The sequence below is a fragment of the Hymenobacter arcticus genome (assembly GCF_054779975.1).
Genome location: NZ_BAAGXF010000009.1, coordinates 105,855 through 123,849, shown reverse-complemented (window position 1 = coordinate 123,849; position 17,995 = coordinate 105,855). Strand labels below are relative to the sequence as shown.

17 protein-coding genes are annotated in these 17,995 nt (G+C 57.8%); 5 read left to right on the top strand and 12 right to left on the bottom strand.

Annotated features, from left to right (window positions below):
* Positions 1–10 precede the first annotated feature (10 nt).
* The 5 genes from ACYVGC_RS15845 to ACYVGC_RS15825 all read left to right on the top strand — a co-directional run bounded on the left by ACYVGC_RS15845 (position 11) and on the right by ACYVGC_RS15825 (position 4,915).
* The gene (locus tag ACYVGC_RS15845) at positions 11–802 is read left to right on the top strand and encodes an energy transducer TonB (RefSeq protein WP_460584819.1); all 792 of its coding nucleotides are present in this window, start codon (positions 11–13) and stop codon (positions 800–802) included.
* 179 nt (positions 803–981) lie between these two features.
* Entirely contained in the window at positions 982–1,812 is an 831-nt protein-coding gene (locus ACYVGC_RS15840; RefSeq protein WP_460584818.1) for an energy transducer TonB, read from the top strand.
* Positions 1,813–1,940: 128 nt separating this feature from the next.
* Positions 1,941–2,201: a hypothetical protein gene (locus ACYVGC_RS15835; protein ID WP_460584817.1), complete on the top strand. Its 261-nt coding sequence runs from the start codon at positions 1,941–1,943 to the stop codon at positions 2,199–2,201.
* Positions 2,185–3,204: a PstS family phosphate ABC transporter substrate-binding protein gene (locus ACYVGC_RS15830; protein ID WP_460584816.1), complete on the top strand. Its 1,020-nt coding sequence runs from the start codon at positions 2,185–2,187 to the stop codon at positions 3,202–3,204. Before ACYVGC_RS15835 ends, ACYVGC_RS15830 begins: the two co-directional genes overlap by 17 nt.
* A gap of 76 nt (positions 3,205–3,280) precedes the next feature.
* A complete protein-coding gene (locus ACYVGC_RS15825; RefSeq protein WP_460584815.1) occupies positions 3,281–4,915 on the top strand; it encodes a tetratricopeptide repeat protein in 1,635 nt (544 codons plus the stop codon).
* A gap of 107 nt (positions 4,916–5,022) precedes the next feature.
* On the opposite strand, the gene ACYVGC_RS15820 is transcribed toward ACYVGC_RS15825, so the two are convergent.
* The 12 genes from ACYVGC_RS15820 to ACYVGC_RS15765 all read right to left on the bottom strand — a co-directional run bounded on the left by ACYVGC_RS15820 (position 5,023) and on the right by ACYVGC_RS15765 (position 17,970).
* Positions 5,023–6,123: an RluA family pseudouridine synthase gene (locus tag ACYVGC_RS15820; protein WP_460584814.1), complete on the bottom strand. Its 1,101-nt coding sequence runs from the start codon at positions 6,121–6,123 to the stop codon at positions 5,023–5,025.
* Between the two features lie 82 nt (positions 6,124–6,205).
* Positions 6,206–6,838, bottom strand: coding sequence for an OmpH/Skp family outer membrane protein (locus ACYVGC_RS15815; protein WP_460584813.1), 633 nt, complete (start codon positions 6,836–6,838; stop codon positions 6,206–6,208).
* 58 nt (positions 6,839–6,896) lie between these two features.
* Positions 6,897–7,619, bottom strand: a complete 723-nt coding sequence (locus ACYVGC_RS15810) for an OmpH/Skp family outer membrane protein (RefSeq protein ID WP_460584812.1) — start codon at positions 7,617–7,619, stop codon at positions 6,897–6,899.
* Positions 7,620–7,786: 167 nt separating this feature from the next.
* The gene (gene bamA, locus ACYVGC_RS15805) at positions 7,787–10,300 is read right to left on the bottom strand and encodes an outer membrane protein assembly factor BamA (RefSeq protein ID WP_460584811.1); all 2,514 of its coding nucleotides are present in this window, start codon (positions 10,298–10,300) and stop codon (positions 7,787–7,789) included.
* 15 nt (positions 10,301–10,315) lie between these two features.
* On the bottom strand, positions 10,316–11,062 hold the full coding sequence (locus ACYVGC_RS15800) for an undecaprenyl diphosphate synthase family protein (protein ID WP_460584810.1): 747 nt from the start codon (positions 11,060–11,062) through the stop codon (positions 10,316–10,318).
* Between the two features lie 154 nt (positions 11,063–11,216).
* A complete protein-coding gene (porG, locus tag ACYVGC_RS15795) occupies positions 11,217–11,981 on the bottom strand; it encodes a type IX secretion system protein PorG (RefSeq protein WP_460584809.1) in 765 nt (254 codons plus the stop codon).
* A 41-nt stretch (positions 11,982–12,022) separates the two neighbouring features.
* Complete coding sequence (locus ACYVGC_RS15790; protein ID WP_460584808.1) at positions 12,023–12,934, bottom strand: DUF6089 family protein; 912 nt, start codon at positions 12,932–12,934, stop codon at positions 12,023–12,025.
* 134 nt (positions 12,935–13,068) lie between these two features.
* Positions 13,069–13,968 carry a diacylglycerol kinase catalytic domain-containing protein gene (locus ACYVGC_RS15785; RefSeq protein WP_460584806.1) on the bottom strand — a complete coding sequence of 300 codons (900 nt, stop codon included), beginning with the start codon at positions 13,966–13,968 and terminating at the stop codon, positions 13,069–13,071.
* Positions 13,969–13,993: 25 nt separating this feature from the next.
* Complete coding sequence (locus tag ACYVGC_RS15780) at positions 13,994–15,490, bottom strand: BamA/TamA family outer membrane protein (protein ID WP_460584805.1); 1,497 nt, start codon at positions 15,488–15,490, stop codon at positions 13,994–13,996.
* 78 nt (positions 15,491–15,568) lie between these two features.
* Positions 15,569–16,246, bottom strand: coding sequence for a CBS domain-containing protein (locus ACYVGC_RS15775; protein ID WP_460584804.1), 678 nt, complete (start codon positions 16,244–16,246; stop codon positions 15,569–15,571).
* A gap of 226 nt (positions 16,247–16,472) precedes the next feature.
* A complete protein-coding gene (locus tag ACYVGC_RS15770) occupies positions 16,473–17,276 on the bottom strand; it encodes an alpha/beta fold hydrolase (protein ID WP_460584803.1) in 804 nt (267 codons plus the stop codon).
* Between the two features lie 109 nt (positions 17,277–17,385).
* On the bottom strand, positions 17,386–17,970 hold the full coding sequence (locus tag ACYVGC_RS15765) for an anthranilate synthase component II (protein WP_460584802.1): 585 nt from the start codon (positions 17,968–17,970) through the stop codon (positions 17,386–17,388).
* Between the last annotated feature and the right edge of the window lie 25 nt (positions 17,971–17,995).

Here is a 17,995-nt window from a genome sequence, read left to right as displayed (position 1 = left end):
TAAGGCTAGCTTGAACGACATCGTATTCGAGGGGCGTAATAAGGCATATGGCGCGTTTGAGTTGCGTCGCATCTACGGACGCAACGCAATGCGGGCAATCATCATCGGCACGGCCATTCTGGCGCTGTTGGTGTTCATTCCGGCCATCGCCAAGATGCTGGAAGACCGCAAGCCCAAGGAGGTGTTGAACCTGAAGGAGAACGTGCTCATGGATGCGCCTCCCCTAGACAACACCAAGCCGCCACCCCCGCCCCCGCCCCCCGAAGCGCCACCACCCCCACCCCCCAAGCTGACTACCATCAAGTTTACCCCCCCGGTGGTAAAAAAGGATGAGGAAGTTAAGAAGGAAGAGGTGCCTGACCAGAAGGAGCTGGAAGACAAGACGGTAGCTACCGTGACCGTAAAAGGTAACACGGATGCCCCCGACTTGAGCGGCCTGAGTGGCGAAGGCAACAAAGTGGTAGAAGAGGTAGTAGAAACTAAAGTCTACACCTACGTGGAGCAAATGCCAGCCCTCCCCGGTGGCGGCGGCATGGGTGCCATTGTAAATGCCATCCAGAAGAACGTACGCTACCCCGCGGCTGACCTACGCAACCAGGTAGAAGGCAAGGTTTTCGCCAGCTTTACGGTTGATGAAAACGGTGACGTATCAGATGTAAAAATCGTGAAAGGCCTGAGCGGCACGATTGACTCCGAAACGATGCGGGCCATCAAAACGCTACCAAAATTCATTCCTGGCAAGCAGAACGGCCGGGCAGTGAAGGTATCGTTTACCGTACCGGTAACCTACAAGATTCAATAAGCTAACCAGTTCGCGCAAAAAGCCCTGACTACTTGGTAGTCAGGGCTTTTTTGTATTTTAGCGTCTGGCTTATTTTGTAGGAATAAGTGGGAGAGTGATGTGGAAAAAGACCGGAGCAGGCATCAGTTCAGTAGCCGGGTGATACTGGTGGCCTTTCCTTCATTTTTCATTCTCCCTCTATGTCACTACTTCCCGCTTTTTTAACCGATAGCCTCGATGAGGTTGTATTTGAAGGCCGCAACCAGGCCTACGGGGCCTACCAGCTACGCCACGACTACCAGCGTACTCTAACGTCGGCTGGGGGCCTCACGCTGGCCTTCTGCGCTTTGCTGGGGTTGGGCTGGGTGGTGAAACAGCATTTTGCGCCAGTAGCCATGGTGGCAGTTTCTCACCCGGCGCACCTTACGCCAATCGATGTTACCCCACCAACTGTTATCGAGAAGCCAAAATTGGCCGTGCAGGCCCCGCCCCGGGCGCGGGCGGTGGCCACGCACCCTGCCCCGGTCATCCCCACGCAGGTAACCAAAGAGGAACTGCCTCAGCCGCACCTTACTCCTCCTAAAACTACCGACATAGTGGATGGTCTCACCGGCCCCGTCACGCCGGGCGTAGATATTGCGGCCGACCCTAACGCGTTGCCCGGCGTACCTGGGGGCGATGTCGCTGGCACCGCGAACGTGGCCCCAGCCACTACCGAGCCCTTCGTGTACGTGGAGAAGATGCCGGAATTTGCGGGCGGGCAAGCGGCTTTGCTTCAGTACCTGCGTAGCCACTTGCGCTACCCCAGCCGGGCGCTGGCCGAGGGCGTGGGCGGCCGCGTGTTTCTGAGCTTTGTAGTAGGAGCCGATGGGGTGATTTCGGAGGTGACTATTCTCAAAGGACTAGGCTATGGCTTGGACGAGGAAGCTCTGCGCGTGGTGCGCCAGATGCCCGCCTGGACGCCCGGCTACCAGAGCAAGCACGCCGTACCGGTACGCTTCACGCTGCCCATCACCTTCCAATACCAATAGCCACAAATTAGCGTTGTAGGAAAGCCGGGTTTTATAGCCTTTTTTGCAGTCTGATAGCCAGCCCACGCCGGGCCCGAACAAATCGGGGCCCGGCGTGGGTTATCGGTATTCACCTCATTTTCTACCACATGCCTGCTTCTCCCACCAAAGACCGGCTTGGCTCTCCGCTATCGGTGTCGCGTTTGTTTGCGCTCGTTCGGTCGGCGCTGCCCATTGGCCTCGGGGTTTTTCTCTGGATTACGCCCGCGCAGCCCGGGGCCCTTTTGCAGCTCAGCCACGGGGTTCGGCTCACGCTGGCCGCCATCTTTGTACTCTATGGAATCTTCCGCTTGGTGCGCACCTTCCACACCCAGTTTCGCCAGCCCCCGCCCGATGACGACTTCAACTAACCCCCTGCCCCAACCCGGCCGCACCGCGCTGGGTGCCCTGCTGCTGGCGGCCTGCCTGCTGCCGGGCTGCAACCCCGACCGCTCGGCTGGCACCAGCGAAGAATCGACGGACACGCCCACTAGCGGCCACGTGGGCATCAGCGTCGACGAAACATTTGCCCCCGTGATGCAGTCGCAGGTCGATACTTTTCAGAAGCTTTATGTCGATGCCCACCTCAAGGTATCGTACCAGCCCGAGGACAGCGTATTTCTGGACTTGCTCAACGATAAGGTGAAGGTGGCCATTGCTTCGCGCAAGCTGACCGCGGCCGAAACCAAGGAGATGGATAAGCAGGAAATGCTGCCCACCACCACCACCATCGGCATCGATGGCTTGGCCATCATTCTGCATCCCTCCAACCCCGACTCGTTGCTGACCATGACGCAGCTGCGCGGTATCTTCGGGGGCCAAACCACCCAGTGGAGCCAGGTGAGCGGCCAGAAGAAGCTGGGGCCCATCAACGTGGTGTTTGATACCAACCGCAGCAGCACCAGCCGCTTTATCAAAGACTCGCTGCTGCTGGGCGCGGCGCTAAGTTCCAAAGCCTTTGCGGCGCAGTCCAACCCCAAGCTGCTCGACTACGTGGCCACGCATCCCAATGCGGTGGGCGTGGTGGGCGTAAACTGGATTTCGGACTTCGACGACCCCGCCGTGCGCGGCTTTCTCAAGCGCGTGCGGGTAGCGGGCATTACGGCGCGGCCCAACCCCACCAAGGACGACTTCATTCAGCCCTACCAGGTATACCTGTCCCCCATGTCGGCCGAGTTGCTGAATGCTCACCCCGAATTGCAGAAATATCCACTGCGGCGCAACATCTACGCCGTGAAGCGGGAAGCGCGCGCGGGTTTAGGCTCGGGTTTTGTATCCTTTATTGCCGGGCAAAAGGGCCAGCTCATCTTCCAAAAGTCAGGGCTCATGCCTGCCAATATGCAGGCGCGCATCGTGACCACCAACAAGCGCTAAGGAACTACCTTGGCCCTAATCGCGTAATAACACCACACTTTCTTTCACCTAACCTTAACTTTCCCCCTCTCTTCTTATGCCTTTTAAGCCTTGGAAACCGCTGCTGCTGACCGCCCTCACTGTAGGGGCCGGCGCTACGGCCGCCACCGCCCAGAATGTTGCTTCTGCCCAGAAAGCCATTGAGCTGGAGCGTTATAACGAAGCCCGCGGGCTATTACGGGGTGCTAGCTCGCCCGAAGCCAACTTTGAGTTGGGCCGCCTCTACCAGATGCGCGAAATGCCCGATTCAGCCGCTTATTACTTCAACCGGGCCGGGGGCGCTACGCCCGCCGGCATGGTAGCCGAAGGCCGGGCGTTGCTCGCCAAAGGCAAGAATGCCGAAGCCGATGCCAAATTCGACGCGGCTGCCAAAGCAACCAAGAACAAGGATGCCAAGGTGCTAACCATGATTGCGCAGGCCTACGGCGAGTCAGATGTAAAAGACATCAACAAGCCCCTCACTTACGTGAAGACGGCCGAAGCTCTGAGCAAAGGCAAGGATGACCCGACGCTGATGGTAGCCCGCGGCGACATCTACTTGCTCACCGACCAGGGCGGTGGCGAAGCCATGAGCAGCTTCGACCGCGCGACGGCCGCTAACCCCCAAAATGCTGAGGCGTTCTACAAGAAGGGCGTGCTAAACGTACGTAGCCGTAACGGTGCCGACGCAAAATCTAACCTGGATAAAGCCATCGCCATCAACCCGCAGTACGCTCCGGCTTATAAGGAGTTGGCAGAGATGTACTTCTCAAGCGGTCAATATGACAAGGCGGTAAGCACTTTCCAGCAGTACACGGGTATGGCTGAAAAGTCGAGCAAGACGGATGCAGAATACGCTTCGTTCCTGTACCTAAGCAAGAAGTACCCCGAGTCGCTGACTGAAGTAAACAAAGTATTGGCCGTGGAGCCTAACAACTTCACCATGAACCGCTTGAAGGCGTTCAACTTGTACGAAACCGGCGATTATCCCGGCTCGTTGGCCGCTATGGACCAGTTCCTGAAAATTGCGCCCGCCGACAAAGTGCTACCCGAGGACAACGCCTACCGCAGCAAGATTTTGCTGAAGATGGGCAAAGGCGGCGACGCCATTGGTGTACTGCAAAAGTCGGTAGCTTCTACTACTGACCCGGCCAAGAAGAACGAGGCAATGCATGACTTGGCTTCGGCCTATGCATCGCAGAAGGACTACCCTAACGCTATCAAAACCTACCGGGCCATCATGGCCACGCCTAACGGTGACCTGGCTGACCAGTTCCGTCTGGGTAGCGCTTACAGCAGCAATAAGCAGTTTACGCAGGCTGACAGCGTGTATAACATCATCATCACGGCCAAGCCTACCTACGTACCTGCCTACCTGGCCCGCGCAGAAGCCAACTTTGGCCTCGACCCCGAGTCGACAAAAGGAACGGCCAAGCCCTACTACGAGAAGTACTTGGAGCTAGCCAGCGCTGACCCCACCAAGTACCGTGGTGGCATCATCGAGGGCAATAACTACCTCGGCTACTACAACCTGAAAAAGGGTGATAAAGCTGCTGCCACACCTTACTACCAAAAGGTACTGGACATCGACCCCACGAATGCCGATGCTACCAACGCGATGAAAATCATCAAAGGGGTGCCGCGCACTTCCACGGTTAAGAAAACCACTACCACGACTGTTAAGAAGAAATAACGCTTAACAGCCAGACGCAAAAAGCCCCGATACTTTGCAGTGTCGGGGCTTTTTGCGTCCGGCATCTATCCAAATTCAAACCAGTAGCTAAAAGCTAATAACTTAAGTTATTGAGCGGCGGCCCAGGTTTCCCACTTGGCCAGCACGGCGGCGAAGTCCTGTGGTAAGTCCATTTCAAAGTTCAGGTGCTCACCGGTGGTGGGGTGCACAAAGCCCAGCGAGCGCGCGTGCAGCGCCTGCCGGGGCAGCAGGGCAAAGCAATTCTCCACAAACGCCTTGTAGCTACCAATAGACTGCCCCACCCGAATGCGGTTGCCGCCATACACAGTATCGCTAAACAGCGGATGGCCAATGTGTTGCATGTGCGCCCGAATCTGGTGCGTGCGGCCGGTTTCGAGGCGACACTCCAGCAGCGTAACGGGGCCGAAGCGCTGGCGCACGCGGTAGTGCGTTACGGCGTGCTTACCCTGCGAGCCATCGGGGTACACGGCCTGAACCTTACGGTCGCGCAGGCTGCGGCCAATGTGGCCCCGTATGGTACCCTGCTCTTCCTCAAACTTGCCCCACACCAAGGCCAGGTACGTGCGCTCGATGGTGTGATGGAAAAACTGCTGCGAGAGGTGCGTCATAGCCCACTCCGTTTTGCCCACAATCAGCAGGCCCGACGTGTCCTTATCGATGCGGTGCACCAGGCCGGGGCGCACCTCGCCGTTGCGGCCCGTGGGCAGGTTGGCGAGGTGAAAGGCCAGCCCGTTTACCAGCGTGCCCTCCCAATGGCCATAGGCGGGGTGCACCACCAGGCCCGGGGGCTTGTTCACCAGCAGCAGGTCGTCATCCTCGTAGCGAATATCCAGCGGCATCTCTTGCGGGATAACCTTGCCAATGCGCGGCGGCTCCGACAGCACGATGGTAATAACGTCGGCGGGCCGCACCTGGTAGCTGGGCTTCGTCACGTGGCCGTTTACCTGCACCGCCTCGGCCCGAATCGCGTCCTGAATTTTGGTGCGCGAAGCATTGGCCAATCGATTAAGCAGGTACTTGTCGAGGCGCATCGGCTCCTGCTTGCGGTCGCCCACGAAGCGGTGGTGCTCATACAGCTCATCGCCCTCCCCTTCTTCCTCTTCACCCTCAATGGGCGTAAGGTCAAGGTCAGCTTCCAGTGGGTCAAGCTCAGCAGGGTCGGAGTCGGCGGCGGGTGGCAATTGCATAAATAACTAGTTTATAAGAAGATGGGCACGAAAAAAGCCGGAGCCACAGGCTCCGGCTTTTTGGCCACTAACTGGCAGTAGCTTACTTGGTCTTAGTCTTCGTTTTGCCAGCGGGCGCGGGTGGCACGATAGGAGCCTGATTTTTAGGAGCCTGCGTGGTAGGTGCCGGAGCAGCAGCAGTAGGCGTAATACCCATTTTCTTCAGGATGATATCCGAGATATCGCCGTCCTTGGGGCCGTGCAGCAAAATGGGGTTGCTGCCCGAGTCCGAGTTCAGCACGTACGTGTAACCGTTTTCGGTAGCTACGGCATCAATGTTCTTCTGAATCTTATCGAGCACCGGGCGCAATAGCGTCTGCTGCTTCTGCTGCATCGACTGCTGAGCCGTCTGCTGAAACTCCTGCAGGCCTTGCTGCATGGTTTGCAATTCCTTTTCCGTATCGGCTTTCACCACGGGCGTCATCGCCGCGCCACCTTTCTGGTAGGCATCGAGCTTAGTTTGGAAAGCCGTCTGCTTGCTTTTCAACTGCGCTTCCAGCTGCGTGCCGTAAGCTTTCAAATCCGACTCAATCTGCTTGCTCTCAGGCATTTGGCTCAGTACGTACTCTACGCTGGTAAAACCAATTTTGAGCGGGGCCTGCGCCTGAGCGCTCGGAGCGAAGAAAGAACCGGCAACGAGAAGTGCGGTGGCGAAGGTCAGGTGAAGTTTTTTCACGCGGTTTACGAAGAAAGTCAAGGGTCTTAAAAAAATTCTGATTGCAAAGTTAAGGCAGCTAGGGCTTTTCGCCCGCAACCGCCTTGGTAGGCTTGGCGGCCTTAGCAGGGCGGGCCTTGGTAGCACCAGCCGCCTCGGTAGTACCAGCCGGGTCTGGGGCACCCGAATCCGACTCGAAAGCGGGGTCGGTGCTGGCGGTGGGCGTTTTGGGCGGCTTTACCGTTTTTACGGGGCCTTTGGGACCAGGCTGGTTGCGGGTGGGCGAGCCCAGGCCCAACTCCTCCAACACAAACTCGGTATAATCGTGCGTGGGGTTGGCGTAGAGCATGGTCAGGTCGCCGTTGCGGTCGAACATAAAGTCCAACTTCCGCGCTTTCACCACCTTTTCTACGGCGTCAAATATTTTGTCTTGAGCGGGCTTGTTTAGCTCGACGCGTTTCTTAAACAACTGACCCTCGTAGCCAAACTGTTTGGATTCGTAGGCTTTAACGTCCTGCTCTTTTTTCAAAATTTCGTCCTGACGCTTCTTCTTCATTGCCTCCGTCAGCACCACTTCCTCTGCCTGGTAGGTGCGGTACAGCTTGTCGAGGTCCTTTTTCTGGGCATCAATTTCCTTCTGCCAGGTTTCGGTCAGCTTGGCCAGCTCCGTTTGAGCCTGCGCGTATTCCGGCATCTTACCCATTATAAACTCGGTGTCGATGTAGCCGAATCTCTGGCCCCAGGCCGGAGCGCAGGCCAGGAGTAGCACCAGCGCCAGCAGGGAACGAGCAATGTGAGTCATGGGGCAGAAAAAGGAGAGGGCGGCCCGAAATCAGCTTCGGTGCGGCGATTAGCAACGAATGGGCTCGGTATTTTAGTCTACTCGCTGGCTGGGGGTTAGCCCCGCGGGCTCCGCAACCAATCAGGCAAACCCCCATCGAGGGCCAAAACGTTCAGCCCGGCGGCTGGCTAGCGAATCTGCTGGCCGATGATGAAGTGAAAGTGGTTGAAATCCTGCGGCGTAGTAGTGCCGGCCGGCGGCGTTACCGTATCGAAAGCCCGGCCATAGTCGAAGCCCAGCAAACCGAAGGCCGACATGAAAATCCGAGCTCCAAAGCCCGCCGAGCGATACAGCTTATATGGGTTGTACTGGCTGTAGATATCGGCCGCGTTGCCCGCCTCAGCAAAACCCAAGATGTACACCGTAGCGGCGGGGTTGAGGCTCACGGGGTAGCGCAGCTCGGCCACGTACTTGTTGTAGGCTACGCCACCGCTTTTGCCCGTTTGGGCCGTCGGAATGGCGTAGGCGCCGTTGGGGTCATCGTAGCCCCGCAAGCCGATGTAATCGGTACCCACCAGGAAGGAGCCGCCGCCGCCATAGCCTAGGCCCGCGCCACCCATTTTGAAGCGCTCGAACGGCCCCGGCTCCCGGTCCTTGGTGTAGGTGCCGATGTAGCCAAAGTGCGCCCGCGTGTTCAGCACCAGTTTGCCCACGATGGGCGTAAACCAAGAGGCGTCGAACATCCACTTGTGGAACTCTACCCACTCATACGTATTCGGGTGCGAGCCCGGAAACGCTGAGTAAGGCGGGGTGAGGTTCACACTCAGGCTGAGCGACGAGCCGCGCCGCGTGTAGGTCGGGTTATCAATACTATTGCGCGAGAGCGTAGTATTAAACGTGATATTGTTGGCTCGGCCAGTGGTGAAATCGGCAAAAATAGCGTAGTTCTGCAACTGGTACTGACTGTACGAAAGCGAGTTACTTAGGGAGAAGTAGTCATCGGGCACGCGCAGCTGGCGGCCCAGGCCGATGGTAGCACTGTTCACCTTGATGAACTGCCCCGTAGTAGCATCGAAGTTGGTACCCAGGCGCGAAATACTCCGGTTCAGGCTGAATGATAGCGACTGCGGCTTGCGCCCGCCCAGCCACGGCTCGGTAAAGCTGAACGAGTAGGCCTGATACTGGAAACCGTTGGCCTGCACGTTCAGGGCCACGCGCTGACCATCGCCGGCCGGTACCGGCGTCCAGTTGTGGAAGTCGCCGGCCTTGCGCAGCGAGAAGTTGTTGAACACCAAGCCCACCGTACCGATGAAGCCCGCGTAGCCACCCCAGCCGCCCGAAAGCGTAATCTGGTCCGACGGCTTCTCCACCACTGTATAGTTGATGTCCACAGTGCCGTCGGCCTGGTTGGGCACGGGGTTAATACCGATTTTCTCGGGGTCGAAGTAGCCCAGCGTAGCAATTTCGCGCTGCGAGCGAATGAGCAGTTCGCGGTTGAACTTGTCGCCCGGCAGCGTGCGCAACGTGCGGCGCAACACGTGGTCGGAAGTCTTGGTATTGCCGGAAATGTTGATGTCCTTCACCCGGGCCTGCACACCCTCGGTGATGCGCATCTCAATATCAATCGAGTCGCCCTCCACCTTGGTTTCCACCGGGTCGAGCTGGAAGAACAAGTAGCCGTCGTTCATATACAACGACTCCACATCCTGACCCGTGGGGTTGTAGTGCAGGCGCTTATCGAGGCTTTCCTTGCTGTAGGCAGCGCCGCGCTTTACGCCCAGCACCGACGACAGCGTTTTGCTGTCGTAGAGGTAGTTGCCGGCCCAGGTAATGTTGCGGAAGTAATACTTGCGCCCCTCACTTACTTTCAGCTTGACAATCAGCCCTTTCTCATCCCGCTCGATGGTATCGGATACCACCACCGCATCGCGGTAGCCCTGGTCGTTGTAGAAATCAACCAGCTTTTTCTTATCATCTTCAAAATCAGACCGTTGGAATTTACCAGGAGTCAGGATTTTGTACGACTTACGGGCCTTGGTCTTCTTGAACTGCTTGGCCAGCTTACCGTCTTTAAACGCTTCGTTGCCCTCAAACTCGATGTCGTGAATGCGGACCTTCTGGCCCTTGTCCACGTCTATCTTCAGGGCCACGCTATTGGACAGCGCCGAGTCGGCCACTTGGCGGATAACCACCTTGGTATCGAGGAAACCCTTGTTGGTGTAGAACTTACGCACCTGCGTGCGGGTGTTCGACAACAGGGCGTCGGTTACTACTTTGCCCCGGATGAGCTTGATTTTCTTCTCAATCTCCTCGCCCTGCCCTTTGCTGATGCCTTCAAAAGAGAACTTAGAGAGGCGCGGCCGCTCCCGCACGTTGAAATCCAGGAAAATCTTATTGCCCTCGGTGCGCGCAATACTCACCGAAATATCGGCCAAGATGCCCTGCGCCCATATTTTGCGAATCGCCTTGCCCAAATCGTCGCCCGGCACGTTCACCATATCGCCGATGCGCAAACCCGACAAGCCAATCAGCGTATTAGGGTCTAGGTAGCGGGCGCCGCTCACGGTGATGCCGCCCAGCTCATATTTACGCGACTCTTCGGCCGTTGGGGCCATCTCTTGCGCAAGCGCTGGCTTGGCAAGTAGTGCGCCGCCGGCCAATAACACCCCAAATAAGCCACTACGTAAGTTAGTACGCATCATTCTGCTAAATAAAAATCAGGATATCGACAGCTGCTCGCTGGTTTTACCAAAGCGGCGCTCCCGGCCCTGGTAGGCCTGCAAGGCATCGCGAAAGTGACTGCGCCGAAAATCGGGCCACAGTACGGGGGTGATATAAAGCTCCGTGTAAGCGAGTTGCCAAAGCAAGAAGTTGCTGATGCGTTGCTCGCCGCTGGTGCGGATAAGTAGTTCGGGGTCAGGCATCCCGGCCGTGGCCAGGTAGCTTGTTACAGTTTGCTCGGTTACATCGGCAGGCTTTACTACGCCGGCCGCCACATCGGTCGCTAGGCGCTGCGCGGCCTGGGTCAGGTCCCAGCGGCCGCTGTAGCTCAGGGCCAGCACCAGCGTCATGCGGGTTCCGGCCTTGGTCAACTCTATCGATTCGGCTAGCTCACGCTGGCAGCTGTCGGGCAGGTTACTTACCTGCCCAATGGCTTGCAGGCGCACACTGTTTTTGAGCAGCGTGGGTGTCTCCTTGCGGATGGTATGCACCAACAGCTGCATGAGCGCCGTCACCTCAAAAGCCGGACGACTCCAATTTTCAGTAGAGAAAGCATACATTGTTAGGTACTTAACCCCCAGCTCGGCCGCTTCTTCTACTGTGTCGCGCACTGCCGTGATACCACTTTGGTGCCCAAACACGCGCAGGCCGCCCCGCTGCTTGGCCCACCGCCCGTTACCATCCATGATAACGGCCACGTGGGCTGGAATATTAGAGAGGTCGATTTCGGACCGTTCGGCCATTGTTGCGGTTTGCGTATAAGAGGCCGCAAGTTACGCAAAGGGTTGCAGTATACCCCTGCCCCGCTAAGCAACCGATGAGAAAAGCCCTTCGGCTTACTTGGATAAACTATTTACAGTAAATGGTTTATACTTGAAATTGCCTCGTGACAATCCTTCACCGCAGCAACTTCTTGTCCTTACTATAGGCGGGAGGACACAGGATTTTGTAGAAGGTATAAGACAAACTGATGCCCGAATAATAATACCAATCCTGGTCGTGGCTATTCACGAGTAGTGGCGACTGGTCGCCGGTATGGTCAAACTGGTCAGTGAATGTTTTGCGGGCGCCTATCTCCCCACCTAGATTAAAGTGCTCAGTAAGCGCAATCTTCACCCCCGCTCCCGCCGGAATGGCGATGCCCACTTTACTGCCTTGCCGGTTGAAATCGGCCTGCAAATCGGGATTATCACTACGTACAGTAGTGTTGGCGAAATACACGCCCAGCCCGGCAAAAAGGTAGGGAGAGAAATGCGCGCGGTGCTGGTCCTTGCGCCTGTGGTAATCCAGAAAGTTATATTCTACTACGCCTGATGCTTCTACCAAGCCTCCCGTAAGCCGCAGTTGGCGGTATTGCTGGAGCGGCGGCGGGTTGCCATTCACGCCTTCCACATTGGCATCGGTGGCCCGCAAAAAACCGGTAGTTACGCTGGCGCGCAGCGTCACGGGCGTCGATATATCACGGCGGTAAAATACCGTGAGGGCGGGCCGGCTATTTTGCCACTGAAACTGGGGCGATACTTCGCCCTTATAATTAGCAGTTCCTACCCCAATACCTAACTCGCTGGTATGCTGCGCGAAAGCAGGAATAGCCAAAAAAAACGCACTCCCCGCTAGCAGCAAGCCAGCAGGGAGTGCGAAGGAAAACCGGAAAACGGTCATGCAGCAGACTGTAAAGTGAAGGTCCAGCCAGCCGATAAGGCTTAGCGGAACTTGGGGTTCTTGATTTTGGGGTTCAGGATGTAGTTGAGCGAGAAGCCGGTAACCGTATACCAGTCCGTCTTGCCCTGGCCGCGCTTAGCGCTATTTGTAGGGTCGGTAGCAGGCTTAAAGCCGCCTGCGATACCTGCAGCATTGTTGGTAATGCCTTGCCCATATTGGCCTCCACTAAACCCACTGAAATACAGCGCTTCAGCAGAAGTAATAGTAGGGGTAACGTATTTGTTATTTACATCATCCAAGTACCCGGTGAAGGTTTTGCGGAAGCCAATTTCGAAGGATGCATCCAAGTTACGATTGATGCGGTACCGCACACCTGCACCGAAAGGTAACGAGAACTGAAACTTGCTGTAGTCCACATTTTCCGTCTTCAACGCCTGCAGGTCTACATAATTGCCATCCGTATACTTGCCTTCTGGGCTATGATGGAAACCAGCAACTCCACCAAAAACATACGGCACAAAGTCCGGGCGCTTGAGGTAATTGTTACGGTTTTCAATTAAGTCAACAATAACAACGGCTGAGGCCTCATAGATATTGTTGCGGAAGTTCATGTTCCGAGCGTAACGGAAACGCGCATTGGTATCGTCCCGATTAGCGTTGGTATTATCATCAGCTCTAATCTGGCCGTAGGCAACAGCAAAGCGGCCCGACACACGGGGAAAGAAGCGATGCGTAATGTTCAGGCCAATGTTGGGCCGGGTATCACCTGCGTGGAATGAAGCAAAGTTGGTGGCCGGGTTAAGGTCACCGAAGTAGTTCATAGCATTGAGGCTAACACCGATAGAGGTATATTGCTTACGCTTGCTGAACTGCTGGGCCTCGGCGTGCTGCGTCGAACCTAACAAGGCAATTCCGGCAAGCAGAGCCGTAGAATATGTGAAAAACTTAGTCATAAGGCGCAGGGTAGAGAGTTTGTCTAGCAAAAGTGAGGCGCGAAACGGATAAGACGTGGTTCGCAGCGAATACAAAAGTAAGGGCTAAAGGGAACTAAAAAAATTTACATCATTTTTTCGCGGCACTCTTTGCACTATTTCAGCCGGCTAGCAGTCGCTGAATTACGGCGGTCGAGGCCCCAATTCAGCTTATTGCGCAAAGTACTTAAGAAATTGACGTGATTAAGTTTAACTAGCCGAGCGTTGAAATTTTCACGCCGAACAGCCATTTGTACGCTTGCTTCGATGGGAACGGAACGTGAATCGAGGGCTAATAGATAGCTAGTAGCACGGCCTTCTATCTCGAAGGAAATAATACTTTGGTCAGACACGATAAGTGGCCGAACATTTAAATTGTGGGGGCATACGGGAGCGATGATAAAATTGTTGGTTTGCGGCAGCATTACGGGGCCACCGCAGCTAAGCGAATAGCCGGTGGAGCCCGTTGGTGTCGAAACTACAAGGCCATCAGCCCAGTAGGAATTGAGATATTCGCCGTTGATGTACGTGTGCACGGCAATCATGGAAGAAGAGTCACGCTTGAGAATACTGAACTCATTGAGCCCAAAATTCAATTCGCCAAATACGTCGGGGTCGGTGTCGACGCGCAGTAGGCTACGGTCTTCAAGGGTGAAGTGGCCTTTAAACAGCGCATCGATAGCTTGTAGAATATGGTCGGGGTTTATGGGCGCCAAGAAGCCCAGCCGACCGGTGTTGATACCGAGGATGGGAATCTGGAGCGAGCCAACGTAGGTGACGGTGTCAAGTAACGTGCCATCTCCGCCGATGCTGAGCACGAACTGCACCCCGCGGAGCGAGTCGCCACGCCGGAAGCTGCCCGTGCCAGGAGGTAGGCGCAGGCGGGCATCCATGTACTCCCGGAACGCCTCTACCACAATTACCTCGGCCCCGCGGGCGGCTAGCTCATCGAGCATGGCTTGCAGGAAAGGCCCTACTGCCTCGTCAAATGGCTTACCTAAGATGGCAATTTTCATAACAAAAACTTAATATACAGCGCGCTTAGATGGGGAACGAGGTTCGCAGAAAAATTCCCGTGGTGGGATAAACCGTGAGCGTCCGTGTCAGTTCGAAACAAAAAACCCGGTCGTAGTACGTCACCAAATGTAGGCCCAGGCCTAGCGACGCCATCAGCCGGCCAGGCAGCTGGTTGCTAGCAGGCATGGGCCAGCCCAACTGGCCACTGGCTAAGCCGGCATCGGCAAAGGCGTTGAGGTACACGGCCAGCGGCAACGTATTGCCTTTGGGGTTATTGATAAAGGGGATGCGCAGGGGCGGCGGCGCCCAGGCGCGCAGGCTCAGGCCCTGCTGCATCAGGCCGTAGGTACGGCCGGCCACCACGTAGCGGTCGTAGCCCCGCACCAGCGCGTCGTAGCCAAAGCTGCGTGCATCGGCGTAGGCGAGGCTGGGGGCAAAGAGGCGCGTTTGGGCCGCCAGGCCCACGGCGTAGTAAAAGCCGTGGCCCAGGCTGAGGTAGTGGGCATAACGCGCCCGCACTACGGCATAGGTGGGCGAGCGCTCGCTGCCCACAAATTGCCGCAACGTAAGTGCGGCCTGCAAAAACTGCCCGGTAAGCGGGTAGGCGAAGGTATTGCGCTGATTATTAGTGGTTATCAGGCTGGCTTCCAGGTATTGACGCTGTTGCAAGCCCAGCAAGTAATTGGCATTGAGGCCGTAGATGAGGTCGCTGACCTGCTCGCGGTGAAACGACACGTCGAAGGCCGAATTCAACTGCACGGTGTGGCGCAGTCGCAGGCCGCCCGACACGTAGAAGCGCTGAATGGGAAAGGCGTCGGTTTCGGCTTCAGGCAGGCCTTGGAGCCGGTCGTTGAAGGTGTTGTAGTCGAGGTTGCGGCTTTGGTAATACGAAATGCCGAAGCCCACGCCTACCCGGCGGCGGCGGCCCAGGCCCGGCGCTTCGTAGAAGAGCTCGTACTTGCGGTTGAAGCCCAGCTGGATATTGGCTGTGAGCTGCTCGGCGCGGCCCCGAAAGTTGGTGTCGGTGAGGTGCAGGCCGTAGTCGATTCGCTGCCAGCGGTCGGTGCGGTCGAGCCAGGCGTTGAAGTTGGCCGCAGCTAGCGAGAAAATAGGCGTGGGTAAAATGTACCACCGCTCCTGCACGCTAAACAGAATGGTGAGTTGGCCCGTACCACCGCAGCTGGCCTGCGCCAGCACCACGTGAAACAACTGGAGGTTGTAGAGTCGCCGCCGGTTGGCTTCGAGGCGGGCGGGCAAGTCGGCCACTACCAGCGAGTCGCCCTCGTAGAAGTCGAGCTCGGCGCGCAACGTGCGCTCGCGGGTGCGGCCGTTGCCGGCAAACAGGATGGCGGATACCCGGATTTTGGCGGCCGGGCAGGCACCCACGCGCACCAGCGTATCGGTGGGGGCTACTACCGGGGCCAGGGCGGGCGGGCGGCGCTCTTGGCTGAGCTCGCGCAGGCTGTCGGGCGAGGCGGGGGGCAGGCGCGTTTGGGCCCAGGCCGGGCTAACTGGTAGCAACAGCCTAAACCCCCAGAGTAGCAACCAGCTTAATGCATTAAAAAAAGAAAGCTGGCGGCGGTAATTCACCCCGTAAAGTTAGACGCTGAGGTAGCGCAACAGCGCGTCGAAGCGCTCCTGCTCGCCTTCGTCCACGGCGGGCACGCCGCTGAACTGCGCCGATACCACGTAGCCAAACCGTTCCAGCGTGGCCGTAATGCGGGCCAGATTATCGGTATTGAGGCGTAGCGTGAGCCGGATGCGGTAGGGGTCGTGCTCGTCGGCGATGACGTGGGCCGAGAGAATCTTGGCGTTGTTCTCCTCCACGTAGCGGCTGATTTGCGAGAGCGAGTAGTCGCGCTCCTCCATGGTAAGCACCAAGATGCTACCCTGGCCGGCCGGGCCAGGCACGGGGCCGAACGCGGCCAGCGCGTCGCTCACCGTTACTACGCCCGCATATTCCTGCTGCTCGTCGAGCACCGGCACCAGCTGGATTTTCTGTTCAATGGCCAGCTCCATCACGCGGTAGAAGTGCTGGTCGTGCTGCACGTGCACGTTGGCATAGCCCAGCGCCAGGTCGGCCAGCTGGGTATCGGGGTTTTCGTAGTCGGCCAGGTCTTGCTCCGTGATGAGGCCCCGGTACTGGCGGCCCGCCACCACGGGCAGCTGGCCCACGTGAAATTCTTCCAGCCACCGGGCGGCTTTGGCCGTGGTGTCGGTAGCCTTCAGCGGCGGAATCATCTGATTGAGCAAGTCTTCGGCGAGTAGAGCAGGCATAGATATACGGGCTAAACAGCAGGTAATGAACAGTATACCAGCCCAGGGAAACTACCCCCTACGCCCACCGCAAGCGATGGGCAGCAGCCCGGCCTTTTGCCTGAACACCAAATGTGGCCAGACAAAAGAGGGCAGGGCGGGGTTGTCAAAGATTAGGACTACTAAAGGGAGCGAAAGGTTGCCCGTACTAGGCAAAAACCGCGTCGGCTCTCGACCAATGCAGCAGCTAGCGCGCTGAGTGCGTGGCAACTGTGAGCGGGGGCTGGGGAGCAGCAGTGCGGTTCAGAAAGCGACGCAGGTAGCGGTTGAAGCCCTGGGAGCGCTCCATCATGGGGGCGTGGCCGCAGTGGTCCAAAAAGCCTAGCTCGGCCTGGGGCAGCAAACGCTCAAAATCGTGGGCTACCGGCGGCGGGGTGATGGTATCGTTCAGGCCCCACACGAGCAGCACGGGCACGGCAATGCGGTGCAGGTCGCCGGCCAGGTTGTGGTGCTGGGCCGAACGCGCAATGCTAATCATGCGCAGGCACTTGGCGTTGGAATTGGTGACGGCGAATACCTCATCGACCAACTCTTTGGTGGCCACCGCGGGGTTGTAGAAGGTGTAGCCCACCCGCTCGCGCACAAAGTCGTAGTTGCCGCGCTTGGGGAAGGAGCCGCCCATGCCGTCCTCAAACAAGCCGCTGCTACCGGTGAGCACCAGCCGGCCCACGCGGCCGGGGTTGCGCAGGGTGTACACCAGAGCCACGTGGCCGCCCAGCGAGTTGCCGAGCACCGTGAATACGGGCGGCAGTTGCAGCTTTTCCACGAAATTGGCCACGTACTCGACTAGGCCGGGTACGGTGGCTTGCAGCAGCGGCATCTCGTACACGGGCAGCACCGGGATGATGACGCGGTGGTCGGGCGAAAATTCGGCTACTACGTCTTCCCAGTTGCTGAGCGCGCCAAACAAGCCGTGGAGCAGTAGCAGCACCGGCCCCTGGCCTTCGTCGACGTAGTCAAACCCATGCTGGTGCTGGCGGCGAAGTTCCATATGCGTGCTGGTGGCTGGTTATGAAGCGCTTGGTTTCCGGCTCGGCGAACCGGGGCTTGCGGGGCCGGCCTAGACCAGCAGCCAGGGCCGCAAAAATCAGGAAACCGACTTATGCAATGTTACAACAGGCCATCCAATTTGCCAGCCAGCGCCGGCCGTGGGGCGTGAGCAGCGCCTCGGGGTGAAACTGCACGCCGTAGAGCGGCAGCGTGGCGTGGCGCAGGGCCATGAGCTCGCGGTCGGCGTCGGCCGTTACGGCCAGCGGGCGCAGGCTGGCCGGCAACGTGCTGGTTTCCAAGGCCAGCGAATGGTAGCGCGTCACGGGTTGCCGCCGGGGCAAGCCGGTCAGCCAGGGGTCGTCGCCGAGCAACTCAATCTCGGATACCTTGCCGTGCATGGGCCGGGCGGCCCGGCGCAGGGTAGCCCCAAAAAACTCGCCCAGCGCCTGCTGCCCCAGGCACACGCCCAGCATGGGCAGGCGCTGGTGGTAGTGCTCGATTACGGCCAGCAGGTTGCCCGCCGAGGCGGGCGTGCCGGGCCCCGGCGATAGCACGACGCCAGCCACACTCAATTCTTCTAACTCATTGACTGGCACATTATTACGACGTAACAGCACCTCGGCCCCCAGCTGGTGCAGGTAGTCGGCCAGCGTGTGGGTGAAAGAATCGAAGCTATCGAGCAGCAGGATTTTCAAGCGTAACTAATTGGTTTTTAATACG

Bases quoted from the DNA above. Each gene is read 5' to 3' on its own strand.
- ACYVGC_RS15840 (WP_460584818.1), top strand. From the start codon at position 982: ATGTCACTACTTCCCGCTTTTTTAACCGATAGCCTCGATGAGGTTGTA.
- ACYVGC_RS15835 (WP_460584817.1), top strand. From the start codon at position 1,941: ATGCCTGCTTCTCCCACCAAAGACCGGCTTGGCTCTCCGCTATCGGTG.
- ACYVGC_RS15830 (WP_460584816.1), top strand. From the start codon at position 2,185: ATGACGACTTCAACTAACCCCCTGCCCCAACCCGGCCGCACCGCGCTG.
- ACYVGC_RS15825 (WP_460584815.1), top strand. From the start codon at position 3,281: ATGCCTTTTAAGCCTTGGAAACCGCTGCTGCTGACCGCCCTCACTGTA.
- ACYVGC_RS15820 (WP_460584814.1), bottom strand. From the start codon at position 6,123: ATGCAATTGCCACCCGCCGCCGACTCCGACCCTGCTGAGCTTGACCCA.
- ACYVGC_RS15810 (WP_460584812.1), bottom strand. From the start codon at position 7,619: ATGACTCACATTGCTCGTTCCCTGCTGGCGCTGGTGCTACTCCTGGCC.
- bamA (WP_460584811.1), bottom strand. From the start codon at position 10,300: ATGATGCGTACTAACTTACGTAGTGGCTTATTTGGGGTGTTATTGGCC.
- ACYVGC_RS15800 (WP_460584810.1), bottom strand. From the start codon at position 11,062: ATGGCCGAACGGTCCGAAATCGACCTCTCTAATATTCCAGCCCACGTG.
- porG (WP_460584809.1), bottom strand. From the start codon at position 11,981: ATGACCGTTTTCCGGTTTTCCTTCGCACTCCCTGCTGGCTTGCTGCTA.
- ACYVGC_RS15790 (WP_460584808.1), bottom strand. From the start codon at position 12,934: ATGACTAAGTTTTTCACATATTCTACGGCTCTGCTTGCCGGAATTGCC.
- ACYVGC_RS15785 (WP_460584806.1), bottom strand. From the start codon at position 13,968: ATGAAAATTGCCATCTTAGGTAAGCCATTTGACGAGGCAGTAGGGCCT.
- ACYVGC_RS15775 (WP_460584804.1), bottom strand. From the start codon at position 16,246: ATGCCTGCTCTACTCGCCGAAGACTTGCTCAATCAGATGATTCCGCCG.
- ACYVGC_RS15770 (WP_460584803.1), bottom strand. From the start codon at position 17,276: ATGGAACTTCGCCGCCAGCACCAGCATGGGTTTGACTACGTCGACGAA.